The organism is Cohaesibacter sp. CAU 1516, from assembly GCF_005771485.1.
Classification (GTDB): Bacteria; Pseudomonadota; Alphaproteobacteria; order Rhizobiales; family Cohaesibacteraceae; genus Cohaesibacter; species Cohaesibacter intestini.
The window spans coordinates 1,033,232-1,056,683 of record NZ_VANT01000001.1 but is presented as its reverse complement, the minus strand read 5'-3'; the positions used below and the strand labels follow the sequence as shown (position 1 = coordinate 1,056,683).

The 23,452-nt window shown below is 54.7% G+C and carries 20 protein-coding genes; 9 read left to right on the top strand and 11 right to left on the bottom strand.

The window, feature by feature from the left end:
• The first annotated feature begins 71 nt into the window (after positions 1–71).
• From FDK21_RS04860 to FDK21_RS04840, 5 genes are all read left to right on the top strand, one after another.
• Positions 72–347, top strand: coding sequence for a hypothetical protein (locus FDK21_RS04860; protein WP_245418394.1), 276 nt, complete (start codon positions 72–74; stop codon positions 345–347).
• A 43-nt stretch (positions 348–390) separates the two neighbouring features.
• Positions 391–1,149, top strand: a complete 759-nt coding sequence (locus FDK21_RS04855) for a hypothetical protein (protein ID WP_138147671.1) — start codon at positions 391–393, stop codon at positions 1,147–1,149.
• A gap of 117 nt (positions 1,150–1,266) precedes the next feature.
• Positions 1,267–1,743 carry a hypothetical protein gene (locus FDK21_RS04850; RefSeq protein WP_138147670.1) on the top strand — a complete coding sequence of 159 codons (477 nt, stop codon included), beginning with the start codon at positions 1,267–1,269 and terminating at the stop codon, positions 1,741–1,743.
• Positions 1,744–1,995: 252 nt separating this feature from the next.
• Positions 1,996–3,507 carry a DEAD/DEAH box helicase gene (locus tag FDK21_RS04845; RefSeq protein ID WP_138147669.1) on the top strand — a complete coding sequence of 504 codons (1,512 nt, stop codon included), beginning with the start codon at positions 1,996–1,998 and terminating at the stop codon, positions 3,505–3,507.
• A gap of 406 nt (positions 3,508–3,913) precedes the next feature.
• Positions 3,914–4,906 (top strand): GGDEF domain-containing protein, encoded by a 993-nt coding sequence (locus FDK21_RS04840; RefSeq protein ID WP_245418395.1) that lies wholly within the window; start codon positions 3,914–3,916, stop codon positions 4,904–4,906.
• Positions 4,907–4,971: 65 nt separating this feature from the next.
• Here FDK21_RS04840 and sufA read toward each other — a convergent pair whose 3' ends face one another.
• From sufA to FDK21_RS04800, 8 genes are all read right to left on the bottom strand, one after another.
• Complete coding sequence (gene sufA, locus FDK21_RS04835; protein ID WP_114008930.1) at positions 4,972–5,358, bottom strand: Fe-S cluster assembly scaffold SufA; 387 nt, start codon at positions 5,356–5,358, stop codon at positions 4,972–4,974.
• 41 nt (positions 5,359–5,399) lie between these two features.
• Positions 5,400–5,795 (bottom strand): SUF system Fe-S cluster assembly protein, encoded by a 396-nt coding sequence (locus tag FDK21_RS04830; RefSeq protein ID WP_114009645.1) that lies wholly within the window; start codon positions 5,793–5,795, stop codon positions 5,400–5,402.
• Between the two features lie 50 nt (positions 5,796–5,845).
• Positions 5,846–7,093 carry a cysteine desulfurase gene (locus tag FDK21_RS04825; RefSeq protein ID WP_171021944.1) on the bottom strand — a complete coding sequence of 416 codons (1,248 nt, stop codon included), beginning with the start codon at positions 7,091–7,093 and terminating at the stop codon, positions 5,846–5,848.
• Between the two features lie 44 nt (positions 7,094–7,137).
• The gene (gene sufD, locus FDK21_RS04820) at positions 7,138–8,445 is read right to left on the bottom strand and encodes a Fe-S cluster assembly protein SufD (RefSeq protein ID WP_138147668.1); all 1,308 of its coding nucleotides are present in this window, start codon (positions 8,443–8,445) and stop codon (positions 7,138–7,140) included.
• A gap of 14 nt (positions 8,446–8,459) precedes the next feature.
• Positions 8,460–9,212, bottom strand: a complete 753-nt coding sequence (sufC, locus tag FDK21_RS04815; RefSeq protein ID WP_138147667.1) for a Fe-S cluster assembly ATPase SufC — start codon at positions 9,210–9,212, stop codon at positions 8,460–8,462.
• Between the two features lie 30 nt (positions 9,213–9,242).
• Complete coding sequence (locus FDK21_RS04810) at positions 9,243–9,749, bottom strand: cupin domain-containing protein (RefSeq protein ID WP_138147666.1); 507 nt, start codon at positions 9,747–9,749, stop codon at positions 9,243–9,245.
• Between the two features lie 9 nt (positions 9,750–9,758).
• The gene (gene sufB, locus FDK21_RS04805) at positions 9,759–11,243 is read right to left on the bottom strand and encodes a Fe-S cluster assembly protein SufB (RefSeq protein WP_138147665.1); all 1,485 of its coding nucleotides are present in this window, start codon (positions 11,241–11,243) and stop codon (positions 9,759–9,761) included.
• Positions 11,244–11,505: 262 nt separating this feature from the next.
• A complete protein-coding gene (locus tag FDK21_RS04800) occupies positions 11,506–12,690 on the bottom strand; it encodes a cysteine desulfurase family protein (protein ID WP_348639236.1) in 1,185 nt (394 codons plus the stop codon).
• Between the two features lie 364 nt (positions 12,691–13,054).
• Between FDK21_RS04800 and FDK21_RS04795 the strand changes: the two genes are divergently transcribed.
• Positions 13,055–13,759: an alpha/beta hydrolase gene (locus FDK21_RS04795; RefSeq protein ID WP_114008937.1), complete on the top strand. Its 705-nt coding sequence runs from the start codon at positions 13,055–13,057 to the stop codon at positions 13,757–13,759.
• Positions 13,760–13,824: 65 nt separating this feature from the next.
• On the opposite strand, the gene FDK21_RS04790 is transcribed toward FDK21_RS04795, so the two are convergent.
• Together FDK21_RS04790 and FDK21_RS04785 are read right to left on the bottom strand one after the other, a co-directional pair.
• Positions 13,825–14,535, bottom strand: a complete 711-nt coding sequence (locus tag FDK21_RS04790) for a tryptophan 7-halogenase (protein ID WP_171021943.1) — start codon at positions 14,533–14,535, stop codon at positions 13,825–13,827.
• A gap of 151 nt (positions 14,536–14,686) precedes the next feature.
• Positions 14,687–15,835: an anhydro-N-acetylmuramic acid kinase gene (locus tag FDK21_RS04785; protein ID WP_246657485.1), complete on the bottom strand. Its 1,149-nt coding sequence runs from the start codon at positions 15,833–15,835 to the stop codon at positions 14,687–14,689.
• A gap of 301 nt (positions 15,836–16,136) precedes the next feature.
• Here FDK21_RS04785 and tyrS point away from each other — a divergent pair, with 301 nt between their 5' ends.
• Positions 16,137–17,393: a tyrosine--tRNA ligase gene (gene tyrS / locus FDK21_RS04780; RefSeq protein WP_138147662.1), complete on the top strand. Its 1,257-nt coding sequence runs from the start codon at positions 16,137–16,139 to the stop codon at positions 17,391–17,393.
• Positions 17,394–17,475: 82 nt separating this feature from the next.
• Here tyrS and FDK21_RS04775 read toward each other — a convergent pair whose 3' ends face one another.
• The gene (locus FDK21_RS04775; RefSeq protein ID WP_138147661.1) at positions 17,476–20,910 is read right to left on the bottom strand and encodes an AsmA-like C-terminal domain-containing protein; all 3,435 of its coding nucleotides are present in this window, start codon (positions 20,908–20,910) and stop codon (positions 17,476–17,478) included.
• A gap of 306 nt (positions 20,911–21,216) precedes the next feature.
• Between FDK21_RS04775 and bcp the strand changes: the two genes are divergently transcribed.
• Positions 21,217–21,702, top strand: a complete 486-nt coding sequence (gene bcp / locus FDK21_RS04770) for a thioredoxin-dependent thiol peroxidase (protein WP_210238670.1) — start codon at positions 21,217–21,219, stop codon at positions 21,700–21,702.
• A 266-nt stretch (positions 21,703–21,968) separates the two neighbouring features.
• Positions 21,969–23,414, top strand: a complete 1,446-nt coding sequence (locus FDK21_RS04765; protein WP_210238669.1) for a M23 family metallopeptidase — start codon at positions 21,969–21,971, stop codon at positions 23,412–23,414.
• Positions 23,415–23,452 lie beyond the last annotated feature (38 nt).

The window sequence follows — 23,452 nt, the reverse complement described above, 5'->3', positions numbered from 1 at the left end:
GATGGCCATTATCTTGATCCAAGATTCGATCAAGGGCCGGATCAAAAGGTTAACGAACAGGGCAGAAAACCATGACCGACAAATCACCTATTCAAGAGTCTTTCGGCATGGAAGAGCGCCTCGAAGTAGATCGCCAGAAGCAGGAAGCAATTTCCATCCTCGGAGACCTGTGGGATCAGGCCTCCGATGAGGGCATCAATATTGATTGTTTGGCCCATGCCGCCCTGTTTCAGGCCCTGAGCAGCCTTGTGCTGGCCTATGGCGAGGAATCTGTCGCGGACTTCTGCTCCGCTCTCCCTGACCGCATCATGTGCGGCGATTATAGCCTTGAGCGTAAACTGCAATAGCGCCGCAAAGCACAACAAGCCACTGCCAAGAGGGAATGCCACGATGGGACCGCACCGACACATTCTGTCCTGCCTCGCTCTCACCGCTTTGCTGGCATTGCCGACAGCCCCGTCCCAGGCAAGTCAGGTCACCATTGAACGGATCATTGTCCAGCCTGACCATTCCACTTCCAGTGCCGACACCAACCCAATGCTTGGCCCCAATGGCGAGGATGCCGGTCGCTCCGGCATCACCCTGGATGGAGAACAAAAGAGCCTCAGCCCCGATATCGCACCGGACGGCCAGTCAGGCGACGATGCACCGATGGCAGCAGAGACCATCGACATGGCACCGCCGCCGGTCATTCTACGTGACCTTGACGCTCTGCCCGCCCCTGTCCGCCGCATGTATGAGGCTCTGACCAAAGCTGCGGCATCCGGTGAGCTCGAAGCCATGCGGCTGCCCATGGAAATGAATGAAGTGACCCCGGTCATTGGTCTTGACGGCGGCACTTCAGACCCGATTGAAGCGCTTCGTGCCATGTCTGGCGACCCGCAGGGAAGCGAAATTCTTGCCATCATCTCGGAATTGCTCGAGGCAGGCTTTGTCCATGTTGATGAGGATACACCGCAGGACATGTATGTCTGGCCCTACTTCGCCCACTATCCGCTCGCAGCTCTGACCAAGCCCCAGCGCGTTGCGCTGTTCCGCCTGATCACCGCTGGCGATTTTGAGGATATGGACGCCATCGGACACTACACATTCTTCCGCCTCGGCATCGCCCCAGACGGCACTTGGCATTATCTCATCGCCGGAGAGTGAACCGGTCGCCTTGTCTTTCTTCCATCTTCTCGCCTTGTAAAAGCCGCAAATCTGCCCCATATTGGCGGTGGATTTTATCAGTTGATTTCAGAGAATGCATTTCAGGCTGGGGGCAGCATGGGACGGCGCAAAAAGGCACATGACAGCCGGTGGCTGGCTCCGCGGAACGAAGATCGGCATTGCCTGCGCAGAGCTGCTTTTGGTGAACAGCGTGGTTCCAATGCATCAAGCTATGGCTCACTGGTTCGTCGCACGATTCTGTTTCAGTTCCGGCTTGCCGCAGATGGCTTACGTGATCTTTTACTAAGCCCGATTTCCGTGATCGCCGCTCTGTTGGGATTGCTCAATCCGGACAATCCATCTTGGGCCTTTGATCGTTTGATGGCGATGGGGCGCGTTTCGGACCGCTGGATCAACCTGTTTGAACAGGAACACCAAAATCCCGTTCATGACCGCAGCCAGACGATGGATGATCTGGTGAATCACATCGAGCGAGAAGTTAAAGCTCGCATGGACTCGGATGCAGCCCCCTTGGATGCCGGTTGGGCCAGCAATGTTCACGCCGCTTTCAAGGGCAAGCACCCCGGACGCTGAGCCGACGGATGGTCGGCCTTTTTGGTCAATCGCGCCAATTGCACAATCGATAATCACTTCTCGGGATGAAAATCAGGGAAAATTGTGCCGAAACGTCCAGATTCGCTGTGAAATAAACCCTGTTTGCCCCAATCGATTGACAATTCCTGTCAAACTCGTATGGTTCGCCCAAATTGAAACACCTGTCTGCCTTCAACGGATCTGAATCCCCAGATCGCGCTGAAGCACAAAGCAAAATGGTTCCTGCATCGGATGAAGTTTTCGGATCTAGGTCTGAGTGAAAAAGTGCTGGCGGCGGTTGACTCTGCTGGTTACGAAACGCCTACGCCAATTCAGGCTCAGGCAATCCCCCACATCCTTGATCGCAAGGACGTTCTGGGCGTTGCGCAAACGGGCACCGGCAAAACGGCATCTTTCACGTTGCCGATGCTGTCGCTGCTCGAAAAAGGTCGCGCCCGCGCCCGCATGCCACGCACGCTCATCCTTGAGCCAACGCGCGAGCTTGCGGCTCAGGTTGAACAAAGCTTTGAGGTCTATGGCCAGAACCATCGCCTGACCGTGTCCTTGCTGATTGGCGGCGTATCCTTTGCCGACCAGCTGAAAAAGCTGGATCGCGGTGCGGATGTCTTGATCGCCACGCCAGGTCGCCTGCTCGATCATTTTGAACGCGGCAAACTGCTGCTTTCAGCGGTTGAAACCTTCGTCGTTGACGAAGCCGACCGCATGCTCGATATGGGCTTTATTCCCGACATCGAACGCATTTGCAAGCTGCTGCCCTTCACCCGTCAGACCGTTTTCTTCTCGGCCACCATGCCAAAGGAAATCCAGTCGCTGGCTGATCAGTTCCTGCACAATCCGGTCAAAGTTGAGGTGACGCGCGCTGCCTCGACCGCAAAAACCATCGCCCAGCACCTCATTTCCTCGGGCAGCAAGCCTTGGGACAAGCGCGCAACCTTGCGCAAGCTGATCAATGAGGCCGAGGTACTGCAGAATGCCATCATTTTCTGCAACCGCAAGCGCGACGTGGCAACCGTCTATCGGTCCCTGACCAAGCACGGCTTCAGCGCCGGTGCATTGCATGGCGATATGGATCAGACTTCACGCATGGCAACGCTCGATGGTTTCAAAAAGAATGAAATCACTCTGCTCGTTGCCAGCGACGTGGCCGCCCGTGGCCTCGACATTCCAACGGTCAGCCATGTCTTCAATTTCGACGTCCCGACCCATGCGGAAGATTACGTTCACCGCATCGGCCGCACGGGGCGCGCTGGCCGCACCGGCGTTGCGGTCACCATTGCCACCAAAGCCGACAAGAAGTATCTCGATGCCATTGAGAAACTGACAGGCGATGGCGTCAAATGGATCGGTGAAATGGACTTCTCATCCCCATCGGGAGATGATGGCGATGAAGAAAGAGGCGATAAGCGCCGTGGCCGTCGTGGTGGCAAGGGCCGCGATGACAGCAAGGGCCGCGATGACAGCAAGAGCGCCAGCGGCAACAATCGCAAACGCGTGCGTCCGGACAAGGATGAGCGAAGCGACGACAAACGCGAAGAGCGTCAGGCAACGCCCACCCCGGAACCGGTTCGAGCAGAACCACCCCGTCCGGCGCCGCAGCCTCAGCGCAATCGTGACAACAACCGTCGTGGACGCGATCGCGACGACCGCCGGGTGATCGGCATGGGCGATCATGTGCCTGCCTTTTTGCTGCAGCCAATACGCCCGCCAAAAAGCAGTTCGGAAAGCGAAAACAACGCCGATTAACAGCCGCATTAAGATTTGCCACAGACACTATGGCACCTTGGCAAATCAAACAGGTTCCCTCGGCGAGAGGCATCCTGCACCAACAGTCGGCTGATCGTAACAAAAATGCTGCAAATGCCCTCTTGCAAATAGCGAGCGGGCATTTTTCTTGCCGTGAACGAAAGATCTGTAAAATACAGTCCCTCTTTGAAAAAACGCCCATCATGGTTTTTTACCCAAAAGATCTTGGCTGTCTTTCGAGCGTTTAACGTCGTTTTAAACCTTGCCTGACTAAAGTATTTCCAGTTTGGGGAAACAAAGAGGATTTGCGCACTAGTTTCGCGCAAGGGTTGCAATGGAAAACAGTGATTATAAGCGCACTTATATTTATGGGGAATCTGCGCTTGGCAATCTGAAGAAAAATCAGATGCCCGCATATCCTCGCAATTATGAAATTTGGTATACCTATGCCGCAGGTTTCAATCGAAACCTGAACAAGGCAATTAACGACATTCTTCGTTCCACTGGCACTATCTCTCTCAAGCAAATCGACGCAATCTATAACGAGCATCTGGCCCCCACACGCATCAGTGATCGCGTTGATGAAGTGGGCAACAAGATCTCGACGGAATTGCGTTCGATCGTGCGTGAGGTCGAGGACTATCTGAGCACCGCCAACCATTATGGCGACGCCCTGAAAGGTGCCTCGAAAAATCTGTCACAAACCGAAGACCGTCAAGTCATTCGCGAGATTGTCGCGCAGTTGATTTCCGAAACCAAGGATGTCGAATCCCAGAACCGGGCCTTGAGTACACAGCTGGCTGAATCGCAGGCGCAAGTACTCGAACTGCGCCAGTCGCTGGACACCATTCGCTACGAGTCTCTGACCGACGATTTGACCACACTTGCTAACCGCAAGCATTTCGATCGCTCGCTCGAACAGGCCATGGAAGAAGCAGAGGAAACCGGCGAACCGCTTTCCTTGCTGATGACCGACATCGATCATTTCAAGAAATTCAACGACACCTTCGGCCACCAGACCGGCGATCAGGTCCTGCGTCTTGTTGCCGTCGCGGTCAAACAGAATGTCAAAGGTCAGGATATCCCGTGCCGCTATGGCGGGGAAGAATTTGGCGTCATTCTGCCACGCACCAATCTCAAGCAGGCGCTGTCGGTTGCTGAAAATATCCGCAAGGCCGTCATGGCCAAGGAACTGATCAAACGCTCGACCGGTGAAAATCTCGGCCGCATCACCATTTCGATCGGCTGCTCGACCTTCTCCAAGGGGGACAAGGTTCAGGATCTCATCGAACGGGCAGACCAGTGCCTTTATGCCGCCAAGCGCGGCGGTCGCAACCTTGTCAAATGCGAAACAGATCCCGATGTTGGCGCTGTCGACGTCAAGAATGGCGCAGCCTGACGCCATCACAATCAAAAAAAGCGGCTCTTGAGCCGCTTTTTCTATATCCGACAACATGTCACCAACTATTGCGCCTTTCGCATGCTTTCCAGCGCAGTCGGATCAACAGGCGTCAAGGCAACCGATTCCCCGCAGCCACAGGCCGAGGTCTGGTTTGGATTGTTAAAGGTGAAACCGGTGCGGAACTTTGTGACCTCATAGCCCATCTCGGTGCCAAGCAAAAACAAGACCGCCTTGGGGTCGACATAAACCGACACCCCCTTATCCTCGACCAGATCGTCCTTTGGATCAGGATCGACAACTTTGTCGAGCACATATTCCATACCAGCGCAGCCCCCATTCTTGACACCCACACGGATGCCCTTGATCGGATCGGACGCATTGGCAACAATCTCACGGATGCGCTCAGCCGCATCATCCGTGATGCTCAAAACCTGAAATCTTCCAACCATGAGAAAAAATCCCCTTATCACAGCCCATCAGGGCCCATTCATCAATACCAGTTGATGGCAATTTTCGCTTCTTCGCTCATCCGGTCCGGGGTCCAGGGCGGATCAAATACCATGTTGACCGTCACCATGCCGACACCTGGCACCGAATTGACCGCATTCTCGACCCAACCCGGCATTTCACCCGCCACAGGGCAGCCCGGAGCGGTCAGGGTCATATCAATATCAATGTTACGCTCATCATCGATATCCACCCGATAGATCAGGCCAATCTCATAGATATCAGCCGGAATCTCCGGGTCATAAACCGTTTTCAGAGCAGCAACGATATCCGACGTCAATTGTTCCAGCTCGGCAGCCGGGATAGCGGAGCCCGGCGCTGCGCTTGCCGCCTCAACGTCTTTCTCCGGGGTCTGGTTTTCCTGTGACGTATCGCTCATGTCATCTTTCCATATCAAGTGCGCCAGCCTTGCGGCGCTCATCTCACATATCAGCTAAAGAAGGCCTGCGCTTTCATCAAGGCTTCAGCAAGCGCGTCCACCTCTTCCTTGCGATTGTAAAGCCCGAACGACGCCCGACAGGTCGAGGTCACGCCAAAGCGTGTCAGCAAGGGCTGCGCGCAGTGTGTTCCAGCCCGAACAGCCACACCGGAACGATCGATAACCATTGAAATATCATGGGCATGAATTCCTTCCATTTCAAAGGAAACAATCGCACCCTTGTCCTTGGCCTGCCCAATGATGCGCAGGGAATTGATCCCCGACAGCTTTTCGTGAGCATATGTCTTCAAGGCCTCTTCATGGGCAGCGATCCTGTCGCGCCCGATACCATCAATATAGTCAAGAGCAGCGCCCAAGCCAATAGCCTGTGCAATTGGTGGCGTTCCTGCCTCGAACTTATGCGGAGGCACACCATAGGTGACGCCATCAAGCGTGACATCCTTGATCATCTCGCCACCGCCCATAAAGGGAGGCATGGCATCCAGCAGCTCGGCCTTGCCATAGAGCACACCAATGCCCGAAGGTCCGTATAGCTTATGGCCGGTCATGGCGAAGAAATCGGCATCAAGATCCTGAACATCGATCGGCATGTGAACCGCCGACTGACTGCCATCCACCAGCACCTTGGCACCAGCTGCATGGGCTTTCTCGATAACCTCCTTGACCGGCACGATCGTTCCCAGCGCGTTTGACATCTGCGTGATGGCAACAATCTTCGTTCGCTCCGTCAAAAGCGCCTCAAACTCATCCATCAGGAAGTTGCCATCCTCATCGACCGGCGCCCATTTGATCACGACACCGAGCCGCTCGCGGAAGAAATTCCACGGCACAATGTTGGAATGATGCTCCATGATCGACAGGATGATCTCATCCCCTTCTTTGAGCACCAGACTGCCATAGGACTGAGCCACCAGATTGATGGCTTCGGTCGAAGAGCGCGTGAAAATAATATTGTCAACAGACGGGGCATTGAGGAAGCGGCGCACTTTTTCACGCGCCGCCTCAAAATTGTCGGTTGCCGTATTGGAAAGGAAATGCAGCCCGCGATGGACATTGGCATATTCTTCGCTGTAGCACCGGGTCACCGCGTCAATCACAACCTGCGGCTTCTGCGCAGAGGCGCCATTGTCGAGATAGACCAGCGGATTGCCATAGACTTCCCGAGACAGGATTGGGAAATCCGCCCGAATGGCATCAACGTCATAGTCGGCCACAGGGGCCATTATCGGGGACTGCATTGTCTTTCATCCCTTTTCAAACCGGACACGAGGCCCTCCAGAGGTTAGTGGTCCACCCCTAGGCGGTCCGCAATATAGGCTTCCAGCGCTTCAACGAACTGTTCGTTCGAAACATTTTCAACCGCTTCGGCAAGGAAGGCCAGCACCAGCATCTTCTTGGCATAATCATGGGAAATGCCACGAGCCCGCAGATAGAAGAGCAGATCTTCATCCAGCTCTCCACAGGTCGCGCCATGGCCACAGACTACATCGTCGGCAAAGATCTCCAACTCTGGCTTGTTGTAGAAGGCCGCATCCTCGGACAGCAGAAGCGCTTGGCTCATCATCTGGCCATCAGTCTTCTGGGCAGGCTGACGCACAAAGATCTTGCCCTGGAACACGCCTTCTGCCTTGTCATCAAGCACCGTGCGATATTGTTCCTTGGAGTTGCAGTGCGGCACCGCATGGTCAACCTTCAAGGTGATGTCACTATGCTGCGAGCCATCGGCGATTGTCGCACCGAACAGGTCGGCATCGGAATGCTCACCCTCGAAGCGCACGAAAGACTGCGACCGAACGAACTTGCTGCCCGTCGACATGGTGAAATGCTCAAAGCGCGCCTGACTACCCAGAATGGCGGTTGTCGAGCCCACATGCACCGCTTCCGAACCATCGCGCAGCAGACGCATGACATGCACTTCCGCTTCATCGGCAATGCGATAGTCAATGGCACTGTTGAGCTGGTAGGCTGTTTCATCACCAATGAAAGTCTCAACAATCGAGACTTTTGCACCCTTTGAAGCCACCACACGACTGCGCACGGTAGAGAGACCGCCACCGGAAACGATGTTGCAGATCTCGATTGGCATGGAGACATCAGCCCCTTCCGCCACTTCGATCACCACACCATCCTGCAGCAAAGCGGTGTTGAGCGACAGGGCGATATCGTCCTTGGCAACCTCAGGGTCGTCAATTACGAAAGTCCCCGCCTGCAGGGCTTCGGCAACGGATTTGACGCTGACAGACGCATCAATCTTGTCGAGATTGGACAAGGAGGCCATGAAAGCCCCATTGGCCAGCACAATACGCGCCCGATCAACACCCTGAAGGATATTCAGCTCAGACAGCAAGGACGTCAGAACCGCCTCATCAGCTGGCTCCGACAAAGCAACATCGGCGGGCATCATTCGTTTGAGGTCGGAATATTTCCAATCCTCAACACGCTTGTTTGGCAGACCTTCGGCCTCAAACAGGGAAATGGCATCGGCTCTGAGGGATGCAAAGCGTGCCTCACCGACCAAACCACCTTGCGCATTCTTGAGGACAGCCTCAAGCGCTTCATCGGCGGCCGTTTTGATTACAGGATTTGTCATCAACGTCTCCCCACTCAAGCCGCAGCTTCGCCGGTAAATTCGGCATAGCCTTTTTCTTCCAACTGCAAGGCAAGATCCTTGTCGCCCGATTTCACGATCTGGCCCTTATACATCACATGCACCACGTCCGGCACGATATAGTCGAGCAGGCGCTGATAGTGGGTGATGATCAGCATCGAACGCTCTGGCGAACGCAAAGCATTGACGCCGTCAGAGACAATACGCAGGGCATCGATATCGAGACCGGAATCGGTCTCATCGAGAATGCAAAGCTTTGGCTCAAGCAGTGCCATCTGCAAGATTTCGTTGCGCTTCTTCTCGCCACCGGAGAAGCCGACATTGAGCGGTCGGCGCAGCATTTCCTGCGTGACATTCAACTGGGCAGACAGTTCCTTGACCTTCTTCATGAAATCAGGGGTCTTGATCTCCCCTTCTTCGCGTGCGATCCGCTGGGCATTCAGAGCGGTCTTCAGGAAGGTCATGTTCGACACGCCCGGAATTTCGATCGGATATTGCATGGCAAGAAACAGGCCAACAGCCGCACGCTCTTCAGGGTCCATTTCGAGCACATTCTCGCCGAAGAACAGGATCTCGCCCTCGGTGATTTCATAATCATCCTTGCCAGCGAGCACGTAGGAGAGCGTCGACTTGCCAGAGCCGTTCGGCCCCATAATGGCATGCACTTCGCCAGCCTTGATGGTCAGGTTGATGCCGTTGAGGATTTTGTTGCCTTCCACTTCGGCATGAAGATTTTTGATTTCCAACATAGTGTTTATTCCCTTTGGGGCGTCACGTCTTTACGCTTCGCCATCCCAGTAATCATATGAGTCCGTTCGGCGGCCGATATGAACGAATTCACCGGACAAAAAGCTCTCGCCTTTCAGTCGCGCGACCGCTGCAAACTTGCCAGAATCCGGATATTCCACGATCTCGGGCTCAACCTTGGTCGAGATGCCGAGATATTTCATGGTCACCGAGCCAGTATTGAGGATCTGATGAGCAACCTCCGGCCCGCCCGCAGGCGCCGCCAGAATGTCACCAGCCTTGATCGGAAATTCCTCAGTCCCGAAACGATAGATCCCCTCACCCTCGAGAATGACGAAAGCCTCGTCATTGGCCGAGTGGGCGTGATGTGGGTAGGCCTTCTTGCCTGGCTCTACGATGGTCAACATCATGCCAAGCTTGCCAAGACCAATCAGCCCGCCAATCCGCCCCAGCTGGGACTGGAACGCCCCGCCATTGCCACCGGAGACAAGCTCCAGATCGGCCAGATTGACAATTGGATGTTTCGTTTCGTTGGACATGGAATTCCCTTAACCAACAGACCCTTCAAGCGAAATACCGATCAGCTTCTGCGCTTCGACGGCAAATTCCATCGGCAATTGCTGAATGACATCCTTGACGAACCCATTGACGATCAGCGCCACAGCTTCCTCTTCGCCAATGCCACGTGCCCTGCAATAGAACATCTGATCATCGGAGATTTTGGAGGTGGTGGCTTCATGCTCGAAAATGGCCGAGGCATTCTTGCTTTCAATGTAAGGGATCGTATGCGCCCCACACTGATCGCCGATCAGCAAACTGTCACACTGAGTGAAGTTGCGCGCGTTGGATGCCTTTTTGTGAGCGGAGACAAGACCACGATAGGTATTGTCCGAGCGCCCGGCAGAAATGCCCTTCGAGATAATCCGCGACGAGGTATTCTTGCCCAGATGGATCATCTTGGTGCCACTGTCGATCTGCTGACGGCCATTAGAAATGGCGATCGAGTAGAATTCACCAACGGAATTTTCCCCGCGAAGAATGCAGCTTGGATATTTCCAGGTGATGGCAGAGCCGGTCTCAACCTGCGTCCAGGAAATTTTGGCATTTTTCTCGCGGCAATCGCCACGCTTGGTGACGAAGTTATAGATGCCACCTTTGCCTTCGCTGTCGCCGGGATACCAGTTCTGGACCGTCGAATATTTGATCTCGGCATCTTCCAGCGCGATCAGCTCGACAACCGCCGCATGCAGCTGGTTTTCGTCACGCTGAGGCGCGGTGCAGCCTTCCAGATAGGACACATAAGAGCCCTTGTCGGCAATGATCAGGGTCCGCTCGAACTGACCGGTATTCTGTTCATTGATCCGGAAATAGGTCGACAGCTCCATCGGACAACGCACGCCCGGCGGCACATAGACGAAGGATCCGTCAGTGAAGACCGCGCTGTTTAGCGTCGCATAGAAATTGTCAGTTACCGGCACAACGGAGCCGAGATATTTCTGCACCAGTTCAGGATAGTCCCGCACTGCTTCCGAAATGGGACAGAAAATCACGCCCGCTTTCTTCAGCTCTTCCTTGAAGGTGGTTGCCACCGACACGGAATCGAACACGGCATCAACCGCGACCCTTGAATATTGGCGATCTTCTTCCGACACACCGGCCAGAATTTCCTGCTCCTGCAACGGAATTCCAAGCTTCTCATAGGTGCGAAGCAGTTCGGGATCCACTTCGTCGAGGCTTTTGGGTCCATCCGACCCCTTTGGGGCAGAATAATAATAGATATCGTTGAATTTCGGTTTCGGATAATCGAGCTTGGCCCATGTGGGCTCTTCCATGGTCAACCAGCGCTTATAAGCATCCAGTCGCCATTCCAGCATCCATTCCGGCTCTGTCTTTTTCGCCGAAATGAAACGGATCACCTCTTCACTCAGACCGAGCGGCGCTTTTTCCGTCTCGATCTCCGTCACGAAGCCATATTTATATTGGTCAACGTCGATCTGTTTGACCTGATCGACCGTCTCCTTAACAGCAGCCATTTGCTACTCCATGTTGAGCGGTTTCAAGGACCGCCGGTCAATGGGCTTTTCAGCCACTCTCCTCTGCATCATCGTCGGACTGGCAACAACACCGCCAGCAAGGTGAAACCGTCCGGGACATCCGATGGCAGGTAATGCAACATCCCATTTCACCTTGATGTTTCACCCAGATACGTGTGGTGAAACCATCCAGTTCTTTTTGATAATCACTTGCAAAAACAAGCGATTACGAATTCGCTTATGCCCTATATAGGCATTCACCCTAGGCATTCTCAACAAGGCGGGCCGTATTTATTGAGTTTTTCTCGCATATTTTCCGCAATTGCATGATCAGTCGCGACAAATCCGCCTCTTCGCTGTTCCAACCAAAGCTCACCCGGATGGCTCCACTGGCCACATCCACGCTATATCCCATTGCGGTCAACACATGAGAGGCCGTTACCTTGCCTGACGAGCAGGCCGAGCCAGAACTGACAGCAACGCCACCCAGATCAAGCTGAATCAAGGTTGTTTCGCCCTTCAGACCCGGAATGGCAAATTGGCAGCTATTGCCAACACGCGGGCTTTGTTGACCGAAAATGATCACTTCGGGTGCCATGGCAACAAGCGCGGCTTCAAAGGCGTCGCGCAAGGCTTTTTGCTTGACAATACCTTCAGCAGATGTCAGCGCGTTTTCCGCATTGAAACAGGCCTCACCAAAGCCAGCGATGCCCGCGACATTCTCGGTGCCTGCACGCAAACGATTTTCCTGCGGCCCCCCAGTGATCAGCGGCTGAGGCTCCAGTCCCTCTGCTGCCATCACCAACGCCCCGACCCCCTTCGGTCCACCGAGCTTATGCGCAGACAGAGACAGGCTGCTACAACCTATTTCGGCCATGAGAAGCGGGATGCGTCCAGCCGCCTGCACTGCATCGAGATGAAAATAGGCATTGAACTCGGAGGCAAGCTGACCAATTGCATTGATTGGCTGAATGACGCCGGTCTCGCTGTTGACCGCCATGACAGCAATCATCGCCCGTCCCGCGGCAGGATCATGAGCGTCCAGCATGGTGCGCAAAGCGGCCAGATCAACAATTCCGTCGCTATTGACAGGAATTTCGCTTACCGCCTGAGCTGCAAAGCGCCCGCCTTCGCGAACAGAAGGATGCTCAATGGCGCTCAAATACAAATGCGAAGCCGGGCTTGGCGCATAAGCCTCTTTCATCTCGGGCGACAAAGCCAGCATATTGGCTTCACTGGCCCCGGAGGTGAAAATCACATCCCCTGCCCGCGCACCAACCAAATCCGCGACCTGCAGCCGCGCCTTCTCTATCAAGCCACGCGCGGCCCGTCCTTCCATATGCACGGACGACGGATTACCGCTCACCTCCCAAGCAGCCAGCATCACATCGCGCACGCCGGGACGTAAAGGAGATGTCGCATTATGATCAAGATAAGCTCTGAGCATCGTTATTCATTCGCCAGCAAAGATATCACGGTCCCAATAAAGGTATCAGGCTCAAAGATCTGGTCTTCGACCCGGCTACACGCAGTCACACAAGAATTCAGCGATCATCACAACTAAAAGACTTGAAATGGGTGTGTTGCTTCGTGCTATGTAGGATACACAACAAGGAGCACCCGCCTTCAGTTTTGAACCATTCTAAATTAACGCTATAAAACTTGCCTCACGCAGTCAAGTTATATCCGTTTTGCATGTCGCAAAAAATAAGCATTTACACACAAATGCTGCGGCGACGCGCAGAAGGCAGGTGATCAAGGGCGCAAAGCCCCTGATGAAGCAACAACGATAGAGAGAGGACCGGGCATATATGCCAGAGGTGATCTTCAATGGCCCTGCGGGGCGCCTGGAAGGCCGTTTGCATCCGTCAAAGAATCGCAAGGCTCCCATTGCACTTATTCTTCATCCGCACCCCCGCTTTGGTGGCACGATGAACAACGAGATTATCTATAATCTCTATTATATGTTCGCACGACGTGGCTTCACCGTGCTGCGCTTCAACTTCCGCGGTGTCGGCCGATCACAGGGTACGTTTGACCACGGTGTTGGCGAACTGTCTGACGCAGCCGCCGCGCTCGATTGGGTCCAGACCTATCATTCCGAAGCACCGGGTGTCTGGATTGCCGGCTTCTCCTTTGGCGCCTGGATCGGCATGCAGCTCCTGATGCGCCGTCCGGAAGTCGAGGGCTTCATTTCGATTGCCCCACCGGCCAACCTTTATGATTTTTCCTTCCTTGCCCCTTGTCCGTCCTCCGGTCTCATCACCCATGGCGGCATGGACAAGGTGGTGCCACACAAAGATGTGCAGGCCCTCGTTGACAAGCTGAAAACCCAGAAGGGCATTGTCATCGATCAGGAAATCATTCCTGGTGCCAACCACTTCTTCAAGGAAGAAACCGATCAGCTGATCAATGTCTGTGCCAACTATCTTGATCGCCGTATCGGCTTTGATCCATCCCAGCTTGAGGATGTGACCGAAGGCGGAGATCAGGCAGAAAGCGCCCTTCAGATCTAGACCTGAACGTCTGCAAAAGGAAAAGCCGCCTCATACGGGCGGCTTTTTTGTGTCTATGAAGCGCGTTACCAAAAATCCAGATTGCTCTGCGACGTCGCCCCTCGGGCTTTTTGCGCCTGACGCCAGTCAAGCTCATCACGCACCATGGTCAACGCCTTTTCCGCTTCAGCCAGCGGGCCAGAATAGACATAGCCCACCTCGTCGCCATAATAGACCCGAACCCGCCATTGCCAGCCCTCCTGCATCCGCGCAAGGAAGCCTTTCTCGTCCAGTCCCTCAAGGAAATTCATCGGCAGAATGAAGGCCACCGGATTGACCATATAGACATCGGTGTTGGCGATCCTTTTGCGATCAAGGAACAACTCGGCCCACACCCTTGTCTTGGTAGACAGATCATACAGTTTGCGCTTTTTCTCAAAAGGCATGCCGATGAACGCGAGTTTGATGCCGTCTGGCGCAAACCGCAAGCCCACCTTGGGTTCCTTGAAAAGGCCTTCCAACGCGGCGAAGGCATCTGTATCAGGCAGAATATAGCGTTTGTCATAGGTCATCCGGGTCATCGGAAAGCCCAGATAAACGCTTTCCAGACTGCGTGAGCGCAACAACCAGCGATCATGAATCAAGTCAAGATCACCAATCTCCTTGCCGGTCTGCACCTCGCGCTTGGCAAGATAGGCAGACCACGCATCCATGTCAGCCTGAGCGCCAGAAGGCGCGATCAGAACAAGAGCAAAGGCAAGCAGAAGACATCGCGACGCGGCGCGCAGAAGGACCATCAGACACACTCCAGCAGAGACCCGGAACATCGGTTCAGGACAAACTCGAATGCGTCAGACCATAAGCGGTTGATCACAGAAGGCAACAGCCTTCTGCCATCTGCAGCCTGTCAAAAAGGGTCAATTGGCAAACTGCAATCACGCAGCGGCATCAAGCATTATCAGCCACGGAAGGCTCGGCCAACACACCACCGCATGTCGGCTTTGCAACTCCGGTTGTGCCCGGATAAGTCAGCGGCAATCCCAATTGTGACCGCACAGCCAAATAGCCGAAGGCTTCCGCCTCCATCGTGTCGCCCTTCCATCCCAGATCATCCGCTGGCATGACCGGCATGTCCAAGGCACCGCGCAGCTGGTCCATCAGAAACTGATTATGCTGCCCGCCGCCACAGATCACGACCATTTCGGCCGGGTGCCGCTCCAATTGCTCCATATGCTCAAGGCCAAGTGCAATGGTTTCCGCTGTCAGGGCGGCAAGGGTCGCCGCGCCATCTTCAAGGCTTTTGTCCATCACAGCGGACATGTCAAAGGCATTCCGGTCAAGGGACTTGGGGGCCGGCTTGCGGAAATAGGGATCGGCCATGATTGTCGCCAGCACCAGATAGTCGATCGTCCCGGCCCGCGCCAGCTTGCCGCCCTCATCCATCTCAAGGCCAGCCTTCTCGCGCACAAAATCATTGATCAGCGCATTGCCCGGTCCACAGTCAAAGGCAATCATCATACCGCTCGCGCCAATGAAGGTGATGTTCGCCACGCCGCCAATATTGACAAAAGCAATCGGCAGCGGCAAATCCAGCTGTTGTTGAATGGCACTGTGATAGACCGGAACCAAAGGGGCACCCTGCCCACCAAGCGCTACATCCGCCGCTCTGAAATCATGCACCACCGGTAGACCAAAGGCGTCTGCAAGCGCCTGTCCATCACCGATCTGCACCGTCAGACGATTGGCCGGATCATGCCAAACCGTCTGACCGTGAAAGCCAATCACGTCGGGACGGTGCTTTTTGCCCTTGTCACTGGCCAACAGGCTTTCAACAGCCTGTTTGTGCGCCTCGGTGATCAGGTCTTCAGCCTTGGCAAGCGCACCCGGACGCGCTGTGCGGTCCTTGAGATCGCGCGCATCCACAAGCGCCTGTCTCAACAGGCCTTGTTCTTCATCGCTATAGGGACGAAAGACCGACGCAAGCGGACGGACAAATTGCGTACCGTCTGTCTCGATCAGGGCGGCATCCACACCATCGCAGGACGTTCCGCTCATCAGACCCACAGCGATCGACATTTTTGCGTCATTCTTAGCCATTTTGTCCCCTTCTCTCAATCTTGCTAGTGATCTTTAATGCGATCTTTGCTAGACAGTCGGCCCGTGGTGCGTCCGACACATCCCGTCAGCGAAGCATCATCCTAATGCAAGTTTGGCAATAGACCTATTGCCGGAAATGCCGAGGGAACCAAACCACCTTACCATGGTCAAAACACGGCCAGACACTCGTCCGGTCCATTTCAAGCCATGTTAGATTATTTGGGGTGTCCGTCGCCCGGCGACAACCCATCCCAAAGATCATTAAGAAGCAACAACCGTTTAATGAAGGAGAAAAGCGGCTATGACCGCCTTCAAATCCGACTTTCTACACACCCTGAATGAGCGTGGCTTCATTCATCAGTGCTCGGACCCGGAAGGGCTGGATCAACTCTTTTGCAAGGAAACGGTTACTGCTTATACGGGCTATGATTGCACCGCAGCCTCCCTGCATGTGGGCAATCTGGTTTCCATCATGATGCTGCATTGGCTGCAACAGACCGGCCACCGCCCGATCACCCTGATGGGTGGCGGCACCACCATGGTGGGCGATCCGTCCGGCCGCGATGAAACGCGCCAACTGCTGACTCCAGCCAAAATTCAGGACAACAAGGAAAGCATCCGTGATATCTTCGCCAAGCTGCTGACCTTTGGCGAAGGCGCAACCGACGCCGTTCAGGTTGACAATGCGGACTGGCTCCTGAAGCTCAATTATATCGAATTCCTGCGCGATGTCGGATCGAAATTCTCGGTCAACCAGATGCTGGCCCGCGATTCCGTTCGTTTGCGCCTTGAGCGCGAACAGGCCCTCTCCTTCATCGAGCTCAACTACATGATCCTTCAGGCCTATGACTACACGGTGCTGAATAAGGAATATGGCTGCCGCTTGCAGATGGGTGGATCGGACCAATGGGGCAACATCGTCTCCGGTATTGATCTGTGCCGCCGGATGAACCAGACCGAGACCTTCGCATTGACCGTGCCCCTGATCACCAAGTCGGACGGCTCGAAAATGGGCAAGTCTGTCGATGGCGCGGTCTGGCTGCGGGGCGACATGTATAGCCCATACGATTACTGGCAGTTCTGGCGCAATGCCGGCGACGCCGATGTCGGTCGCTTCCTACGGCTCTACACCACCATGCCGATGGATGAAGTGAAACGCCTTGAGGCACTGGAAGGCAACGAGCTGAACGAAGCCAAGAAGATTCTGGCAACCGAAGCCACTGCTCTGATCCATGGCCGTACCGCAGCAGAAGAAGCCGCTGAAACCGCCCGCAAGACCTTTGAGGCAGGTCAGGCATCTGCCGCCAACCTGCCGACGATCGACATTGCGCAAAGTGATCTCGATGCAGGTCTGGGCGTTCTGAGTGCCTTTGTCACAGCTGGCCTTGCCAAATCCAACGGTGAAGCCCGCCGCTCGATCAAGGGTGGCGCCTTCAAGCTCAATGACGCCCCAGTCGCCGATGAGACCGCCTTGATCACCAAAGCCGATCTCAATCCGGATGGCGTCATCAAGCTGTCCATGGGCAAGAAGAAGCATGTGTTGCTCAAACTGAGCTAGGCAGCCACGGCAAGAGACGCTGCAACCAACGTGAAAAGGCTCCCTTCGGGGAGCCTTTTTTGGTGTGCGACATGGTGTGACACTATCGATTGAACTCGAAAATCTGCCGGAACACACCCGGTGCCAATACAGAGGCCGGGTTGATGAAGACTTCCGGATTCGACAGGCTTCCCTTCACCTTGAAGGTGATGCCGATCAGACCTTCATTCTTGCGCCCGCCAATGATCCGCCCCAACACCGGCACCCGGCTGAAAATATTATTGAGACCATAAGCCGGAATATAGGTCCCGCCCAGCGAAAGGGTCTTTTCCTTCAAATTGAGGCTGCCGCCCATAGTCGCCCCAAGAGAGGCACTTTTCAAAACACCGTCGCGAATGCGATAGATCCCATCCTGACCCGAAAATTGCAGGGTTAGTTTGGCGAAGTCATTGCTAACCTGTTGCCCTGACCCACTTTGTTCGCGTTGCTGCTGCACCCGGCCAGAGAGATTAAAATCCTTCATCAACACCGAGCCGGACACCTTGTCCCAGCCATCCTGCAAGGCAACCGACATGGCCAGTCGACCACCCAACACCCGATCCAGCGCCCCGGTGAAGCGCAACAACGCGCCTGCATCGCCACTGGAGATCTGAACGGTCGGATGCTTGTCCTGTTTGGTATCAACAGACAATTGCGACCGCCCATCAATCAGCCCCTTGGCCTTGATGCTCTTGTCCTTGCCCTTCATCGTCAGGATGCTGGCCGTAAAATCGGATAAGGTATGACCGGACAGACCGATAATCCTTTTCACGGCCATATTGATCCGGTAGCTGCCCGTCGGCGCAGCACCCTTCTGGGTAGGAGCCCCGATGCTGCCCGAGAGGAACTTGCCACGCAGATCCAACAGGTCACCAGTCAGACGCACCGTATAGAAATCAGGTTGGCTCTGGACCACATCAAGACGCAACCGATCGCCGCGGCTGAGACGAAGATTGGCCACAGTCAGTTTCTGCAAGCCACTTTGCTTGTCGATCTCTGCCGAGCCAACAGCATCGAAGCCATCCCCCGTCAACTTGGCGTCACGCACAGACAGAAGCCCACCCTTGTCAGCCAATGCGAAGATGGCCGTACCACGTACATTGGCCTTTTTTCTCCAGCCGATTTCATCCAGCGCAATCACAGCCTTGGTTAGATCGACCTCAAAGTGGGTCACGCCCTCTTCATTGCCGTCCTGGCGAGCCTTGACAAAGATCGGTCCGCGCAACCAGTCCGACAGATCAAACCCCATCTTGCGGCGATCATCGTCATCCAGTTTGAGCGCAAATTTGGAAGAAAAGGCCACGGAATCATCCGTCGAGGTGACAAGATCGAGATCCGTCTTCAATCCGTCAACCAAGCCATTGCCAACAATGGCGATGCGGGATCCATCGGTATTGATCGATAAGGTGGCATCATTCAGCTTGTAGCCGCGGATCGACGCCGCGCTGGCAAAATCCTTGAGCTCAATCTTGGCGCTATAGTCGACCTCTTCCTTCTTCAGGTCCTTGAGGAACGGAAAGCGCACCTTCACGCGGGCATGAGCACGCCCTGACAGGTCTCCGGGTTTGTGTTTTTCCTGAGCCAGCACATTGAGCGGATCACTATCGGCGATTTCCCCGAGCGCAGCAGCATCCCCTTCTCCGTCAACAACAACGACACCGATGGGCGGCTTTTCCGAGTGATCGGGAATTTCGATCAAACCCGAATTGATTGGGAACCGACGCCCTGCCTTGGTCAGGAAATAGCCCTCATCAATCGAGGCGACAAATGTGCGCCCGGTGATAACCCCCGATCCGTCCACCTTTTCCGCTGGTGGCAAATCGCCAAAGCCCTTGATACGCAGATCCTTGGCCCCGAAACGAACCAGAACAGCTTCGTCAGGCAAGATCAGACGGTTGTCCTCATTGCGCTCCAGCATGCTCTCGGTGAGCGACAGTTCTATGGTGCCGCCCGTCATTTGGCCTGCCCCAATATTCTCAATGATCCATTGACGGGCCCCATTGGCAATCGGCACAGGCCAGATTGCCCCCAGCAGATCATAGGGCATTGCGGACGCGACAAACGTCATGGTCGCCGTCAATTCTCCATTGACCCATGCCATTGAGCCTGATCCCTGAACGTTGCCCTCATCGGCGATGGCAGCAAAGCGTTCAATGGTCGAAACACCGCTCTCACGGCCTACTTTCATGTTCAGGATCAGTTGCTTGAGAAACTTGGCCGGATTTGGATTGTCCCGCGCGGCGAGCTTGATATCTGCACCTTCAAGTGCAATGCGAATGTCGCCATCCTGCGTTTCCGGCCAGACGGCCACACCACGAAACTCACCACCGGTTTCGCCAAACAACACCTTGCCACGCTCAAGCTTCATCGCCCGAATACCCGGGTCCCAGTCCAGCCGAAAACTGGCCTCATCAAGATAGGTGCTGTCCTCGGCATCAAATTCCAGCTGCCCGGCCCCCACATCCAGTGCCGTGCGCATGTCAACCAGCTCGCCCTTCAGATCAAAGTCGAAACGAGCCGCTCCATACAAGGAAGCCGCAAACTGGAAATTCTGGCTCTTGTCGGCAAAGCGTGGCGCCAAGTCGGCCAGAGAGAGATCGGCGAAACGCAGCTCGATCGAGCGCCCCTCTTCACCCTTCTGGTCTTCCTCAAGCGGATACTCAGCCATCGCAAAGGCGATCCGGCCATTGTGGCCGTCCGCGGCAAAATCGATGCGCCAGAGATCATCCTCCGCACCGGTCGGATTGTAGGACAGAGCGACATTGTGAAAACTGCGGCTGCTTCCTTCGATCTCGTCTTCCAACGCAATCTCGGTATTACGGATCAGGATACGAGGCGGCCGCTTGGTCAAATCCGGATCGGTCAGCGGCTTGATGGCGCGACGCATCGAATAGGCGAGAGAAACGAATTCCGGCTCATCAGGGTCGTAGAAAATCGCCTGCGATCGGACCGGCGGACCAAATACTTCTTCATCGGCCCCGGGATCCTGCCCGGCAATCAAAATGCGGCCATTTTCATCCCGTCGCACATGCGCCATCATTTCCGGAATATAGATTTCAGTGGGACGAAGTTTCGACGAAATCAGATCAAGCAGGCCAACCACAAGATCAATCCGTGGTGCTGACAACAGCGTCTTGTCCGGATCCTTGAGCGAAATGCCGGAAAGGCGCAACGCCAGACCGCCCTGATCAGCAAAACTCACCAGAGCATCCTCAATTTCGAGGCTCTGTCCTTCCGGCAAAGCCCCTTCGGCCAAGGCCTCAATCTGGTTGAGAAAGCCACTAACGGAAACAGGCGCAATCGACAATCGGACCAAGACCAACCCGACCAGCAAAACCACAAGAACCAATAGCCCAGACAGTCCCCAGAGGGTCTTCCGCAACCAACTGGATGACCTTACGGCAACCGGAAGGGTCTCATCGCTTGCACTCACAGCACCCGAAACCGGTTCGTCTGGTAAAGTCTCTCGCTGTTGCTCTGGGCCCGCGTTATCGGTCAAGATTCTTGTGTCTCCATCTTCGCTTAGCCGGCAAGACGACCGAAATATGCTCACGTCCCGCTCTATTCCTGTTAGGCCAGATTCGGGGCGCTCACAAGAGCTTTGTCCTCATCATCGCAGCAAAGAGAGCAACAAGGTCATCTTGCCCCGCTTTTCGCTCCGAACAAACGGCGCTGATGCAGGTCCAGCAACCAAACCACTTCGTAAATAAGAAAACGAAACAGCGAAGGGACAAGACATTCGACAGACAAGGCAATAAAACTGTACCAATCCAATGCCACATGAAAGAGTCGAAAGGATGGCCAGATGAGCGATCAGACAGCAATGCTTCAGGAAGGGGCACCCGCTCCCGATTTCAACCTGCCCGTCAATGGCGGCAACACGATCACATTGAGCACCATGAAAGGCCAGCCGGTCATCGTCTATTTCTACCCTAAGGACAACACGCCAGGATGCACGACCGAAGCGCTCGATTTTTCACAATTGGCAGACGATTTTGCAGCCCTTGGCGCCGGTATCATTGGCATCTCGCCCGATAGTGTCAAGAAACACGAAAACTTCGTCGCCAAGCATGACCTGAAAGTCACCCTCGCCGCCGATACGGAAAAAGAGGTCTGCGAAGCCTATGGAGTCTGGGTGGAAAAGAAGATGTATGGCAAGACCTATATGGGCGTCGAACGCTCCACCTTCCTGATCGATGCAGATGGCAAGCTGGCCAGAATCTGGCCAAAAGTCAAAGTGAAGGGTCACGCAGCCGAAGTGCTCGAAGCCACCAAGGCACTGAAGGCATAACCTGCAAGGCAGCGCCTGCCCTGAAAAGCAGGCGCGGCAGCAGCTCTGGCGACCAAATGCAAATGCTGTAATTGCATATATTTAGCAATGAAAACGCTTTTCACATTAACCATTTGGAAAGCGCTAACACACGGTTTCTAAACGAAATTGGCTCTTTCAACCAACCGCTGAAATCACGATCAGTAACGAAAAATTAACCATACTCGCAGCTTAATAGGAGAGGCTGTCTGGCTGACTATCGAGCCAAATAACGAGTATGGATGCAAATGCTTTCCCAGAGTAACCGTCGCGAATTTGGTAGACGCACCGAACCACACCGGATCATCATCGCCCATGGTGATGTCGTGCAGGATTTCACGATCCGTCCGTGGATTGTGACGAGCGTAATCATCGTTGGCCTCATTTTCAGCTGCCTTTATCTCTCTGCCACCGCCTATCTCGTATTTCGTGATGAAATCATTAGCTTTTCCCGTTCCGAGCAGGCACTGGCGCAGAATGCCTATGAAGATCGCATTGCCCATCTTCGCGCCCAGCTGGACCGGGTCGCCAGCCGTCAGATGATCGATCAGCAGGTGATGGAAACCCATGTCCAGAACCTGATGCGCAAACAGGCGGACTTTGAAGCCTATTCCTCGGTGCTTGAGCCGATTCTCAATAAAGCACGCAAAGCAGGCATGACGATTCGGTCTGATTTGAAGGTTCCCCTTCCCAAAACCGCCCCATGGCGCGCCAAGAACAAAGACAAGCAGGCAAAGGCACCAGCCCAGAGCGCTGAAATACCGACAAAAGTGGCTGCAGCATCCGCTGTCGATGTAGGATTTGATGTCGGTTTTGATTCCCGAGAAAACATATCCAATCGTTTTCGCGAACTGGCCAAACTGGGTTTTCGATCCTCCCAGAGCTTGGCAAAGGACATGACGCCGACCGGCAGTATCCAGGTGGCTGATACAGCACCCCTCGGGTTGAAACCAACTTCGATCATCGACACGCTGGAAGTGAAGGAAGACAACACCACCATCGTCAAGTTGGCAGACGCAGCCAGCCGCTTGGAAACCGAGATGCTCGACAGTCAGGCCATCCTGCACAATCTGCTCAATGACATTCGCAAAAAGACCGCCAGCGTCGAACAGCGCATTGCCAAGCTTGGCGTGAAGATCGAAAAATCCGAGCAACTGGCGGTTGGTGGACCTTATGTCCCGATCACCGCAGAACTTGATCATGACGAACTGGCGGAAAAAGCCGAACAGGTGACACTGGCACTCGACCATTTCATGCAACTCAAGCGCAATGTCAGCAGGCTTCCCATCTCCCATCCCTTGCCCACGGCACGCCTGTCAAGCCGCTTTGGCGTTCGCAAGGATCCGTTCCTGAACCGCATGTCGATGCATTCAGGCGTCGATTTGGCGGAACGGTATGGCACATCCATTCGCGCCTCCGGCAGTGGTGTGGTAACCCGGTCCGGTCGCATTTCCGGTTATGGCATCATGGTTGAAGTGGATCATGGCGGCGGTGTCATCAGCCGCTACGCCCATATGAGCAAGGCATTGGCGAAGAAGGGCGAAAAGGTCAACAAGGGCACTATTCTGGGCAAGGTCGGTTCCTCGGGCCGGTCAACCGGGCCGCACTTGCACTTTGAGACCCGCGTCCACGGCAAGGCTGTTGATCCTTACGCTTTCCTGTCTGCAGGAAAAGAGCTTCGGCACCTGATTTGATCCGACACGCCTTTGAAATAACAGCAGCGAAATGCAGG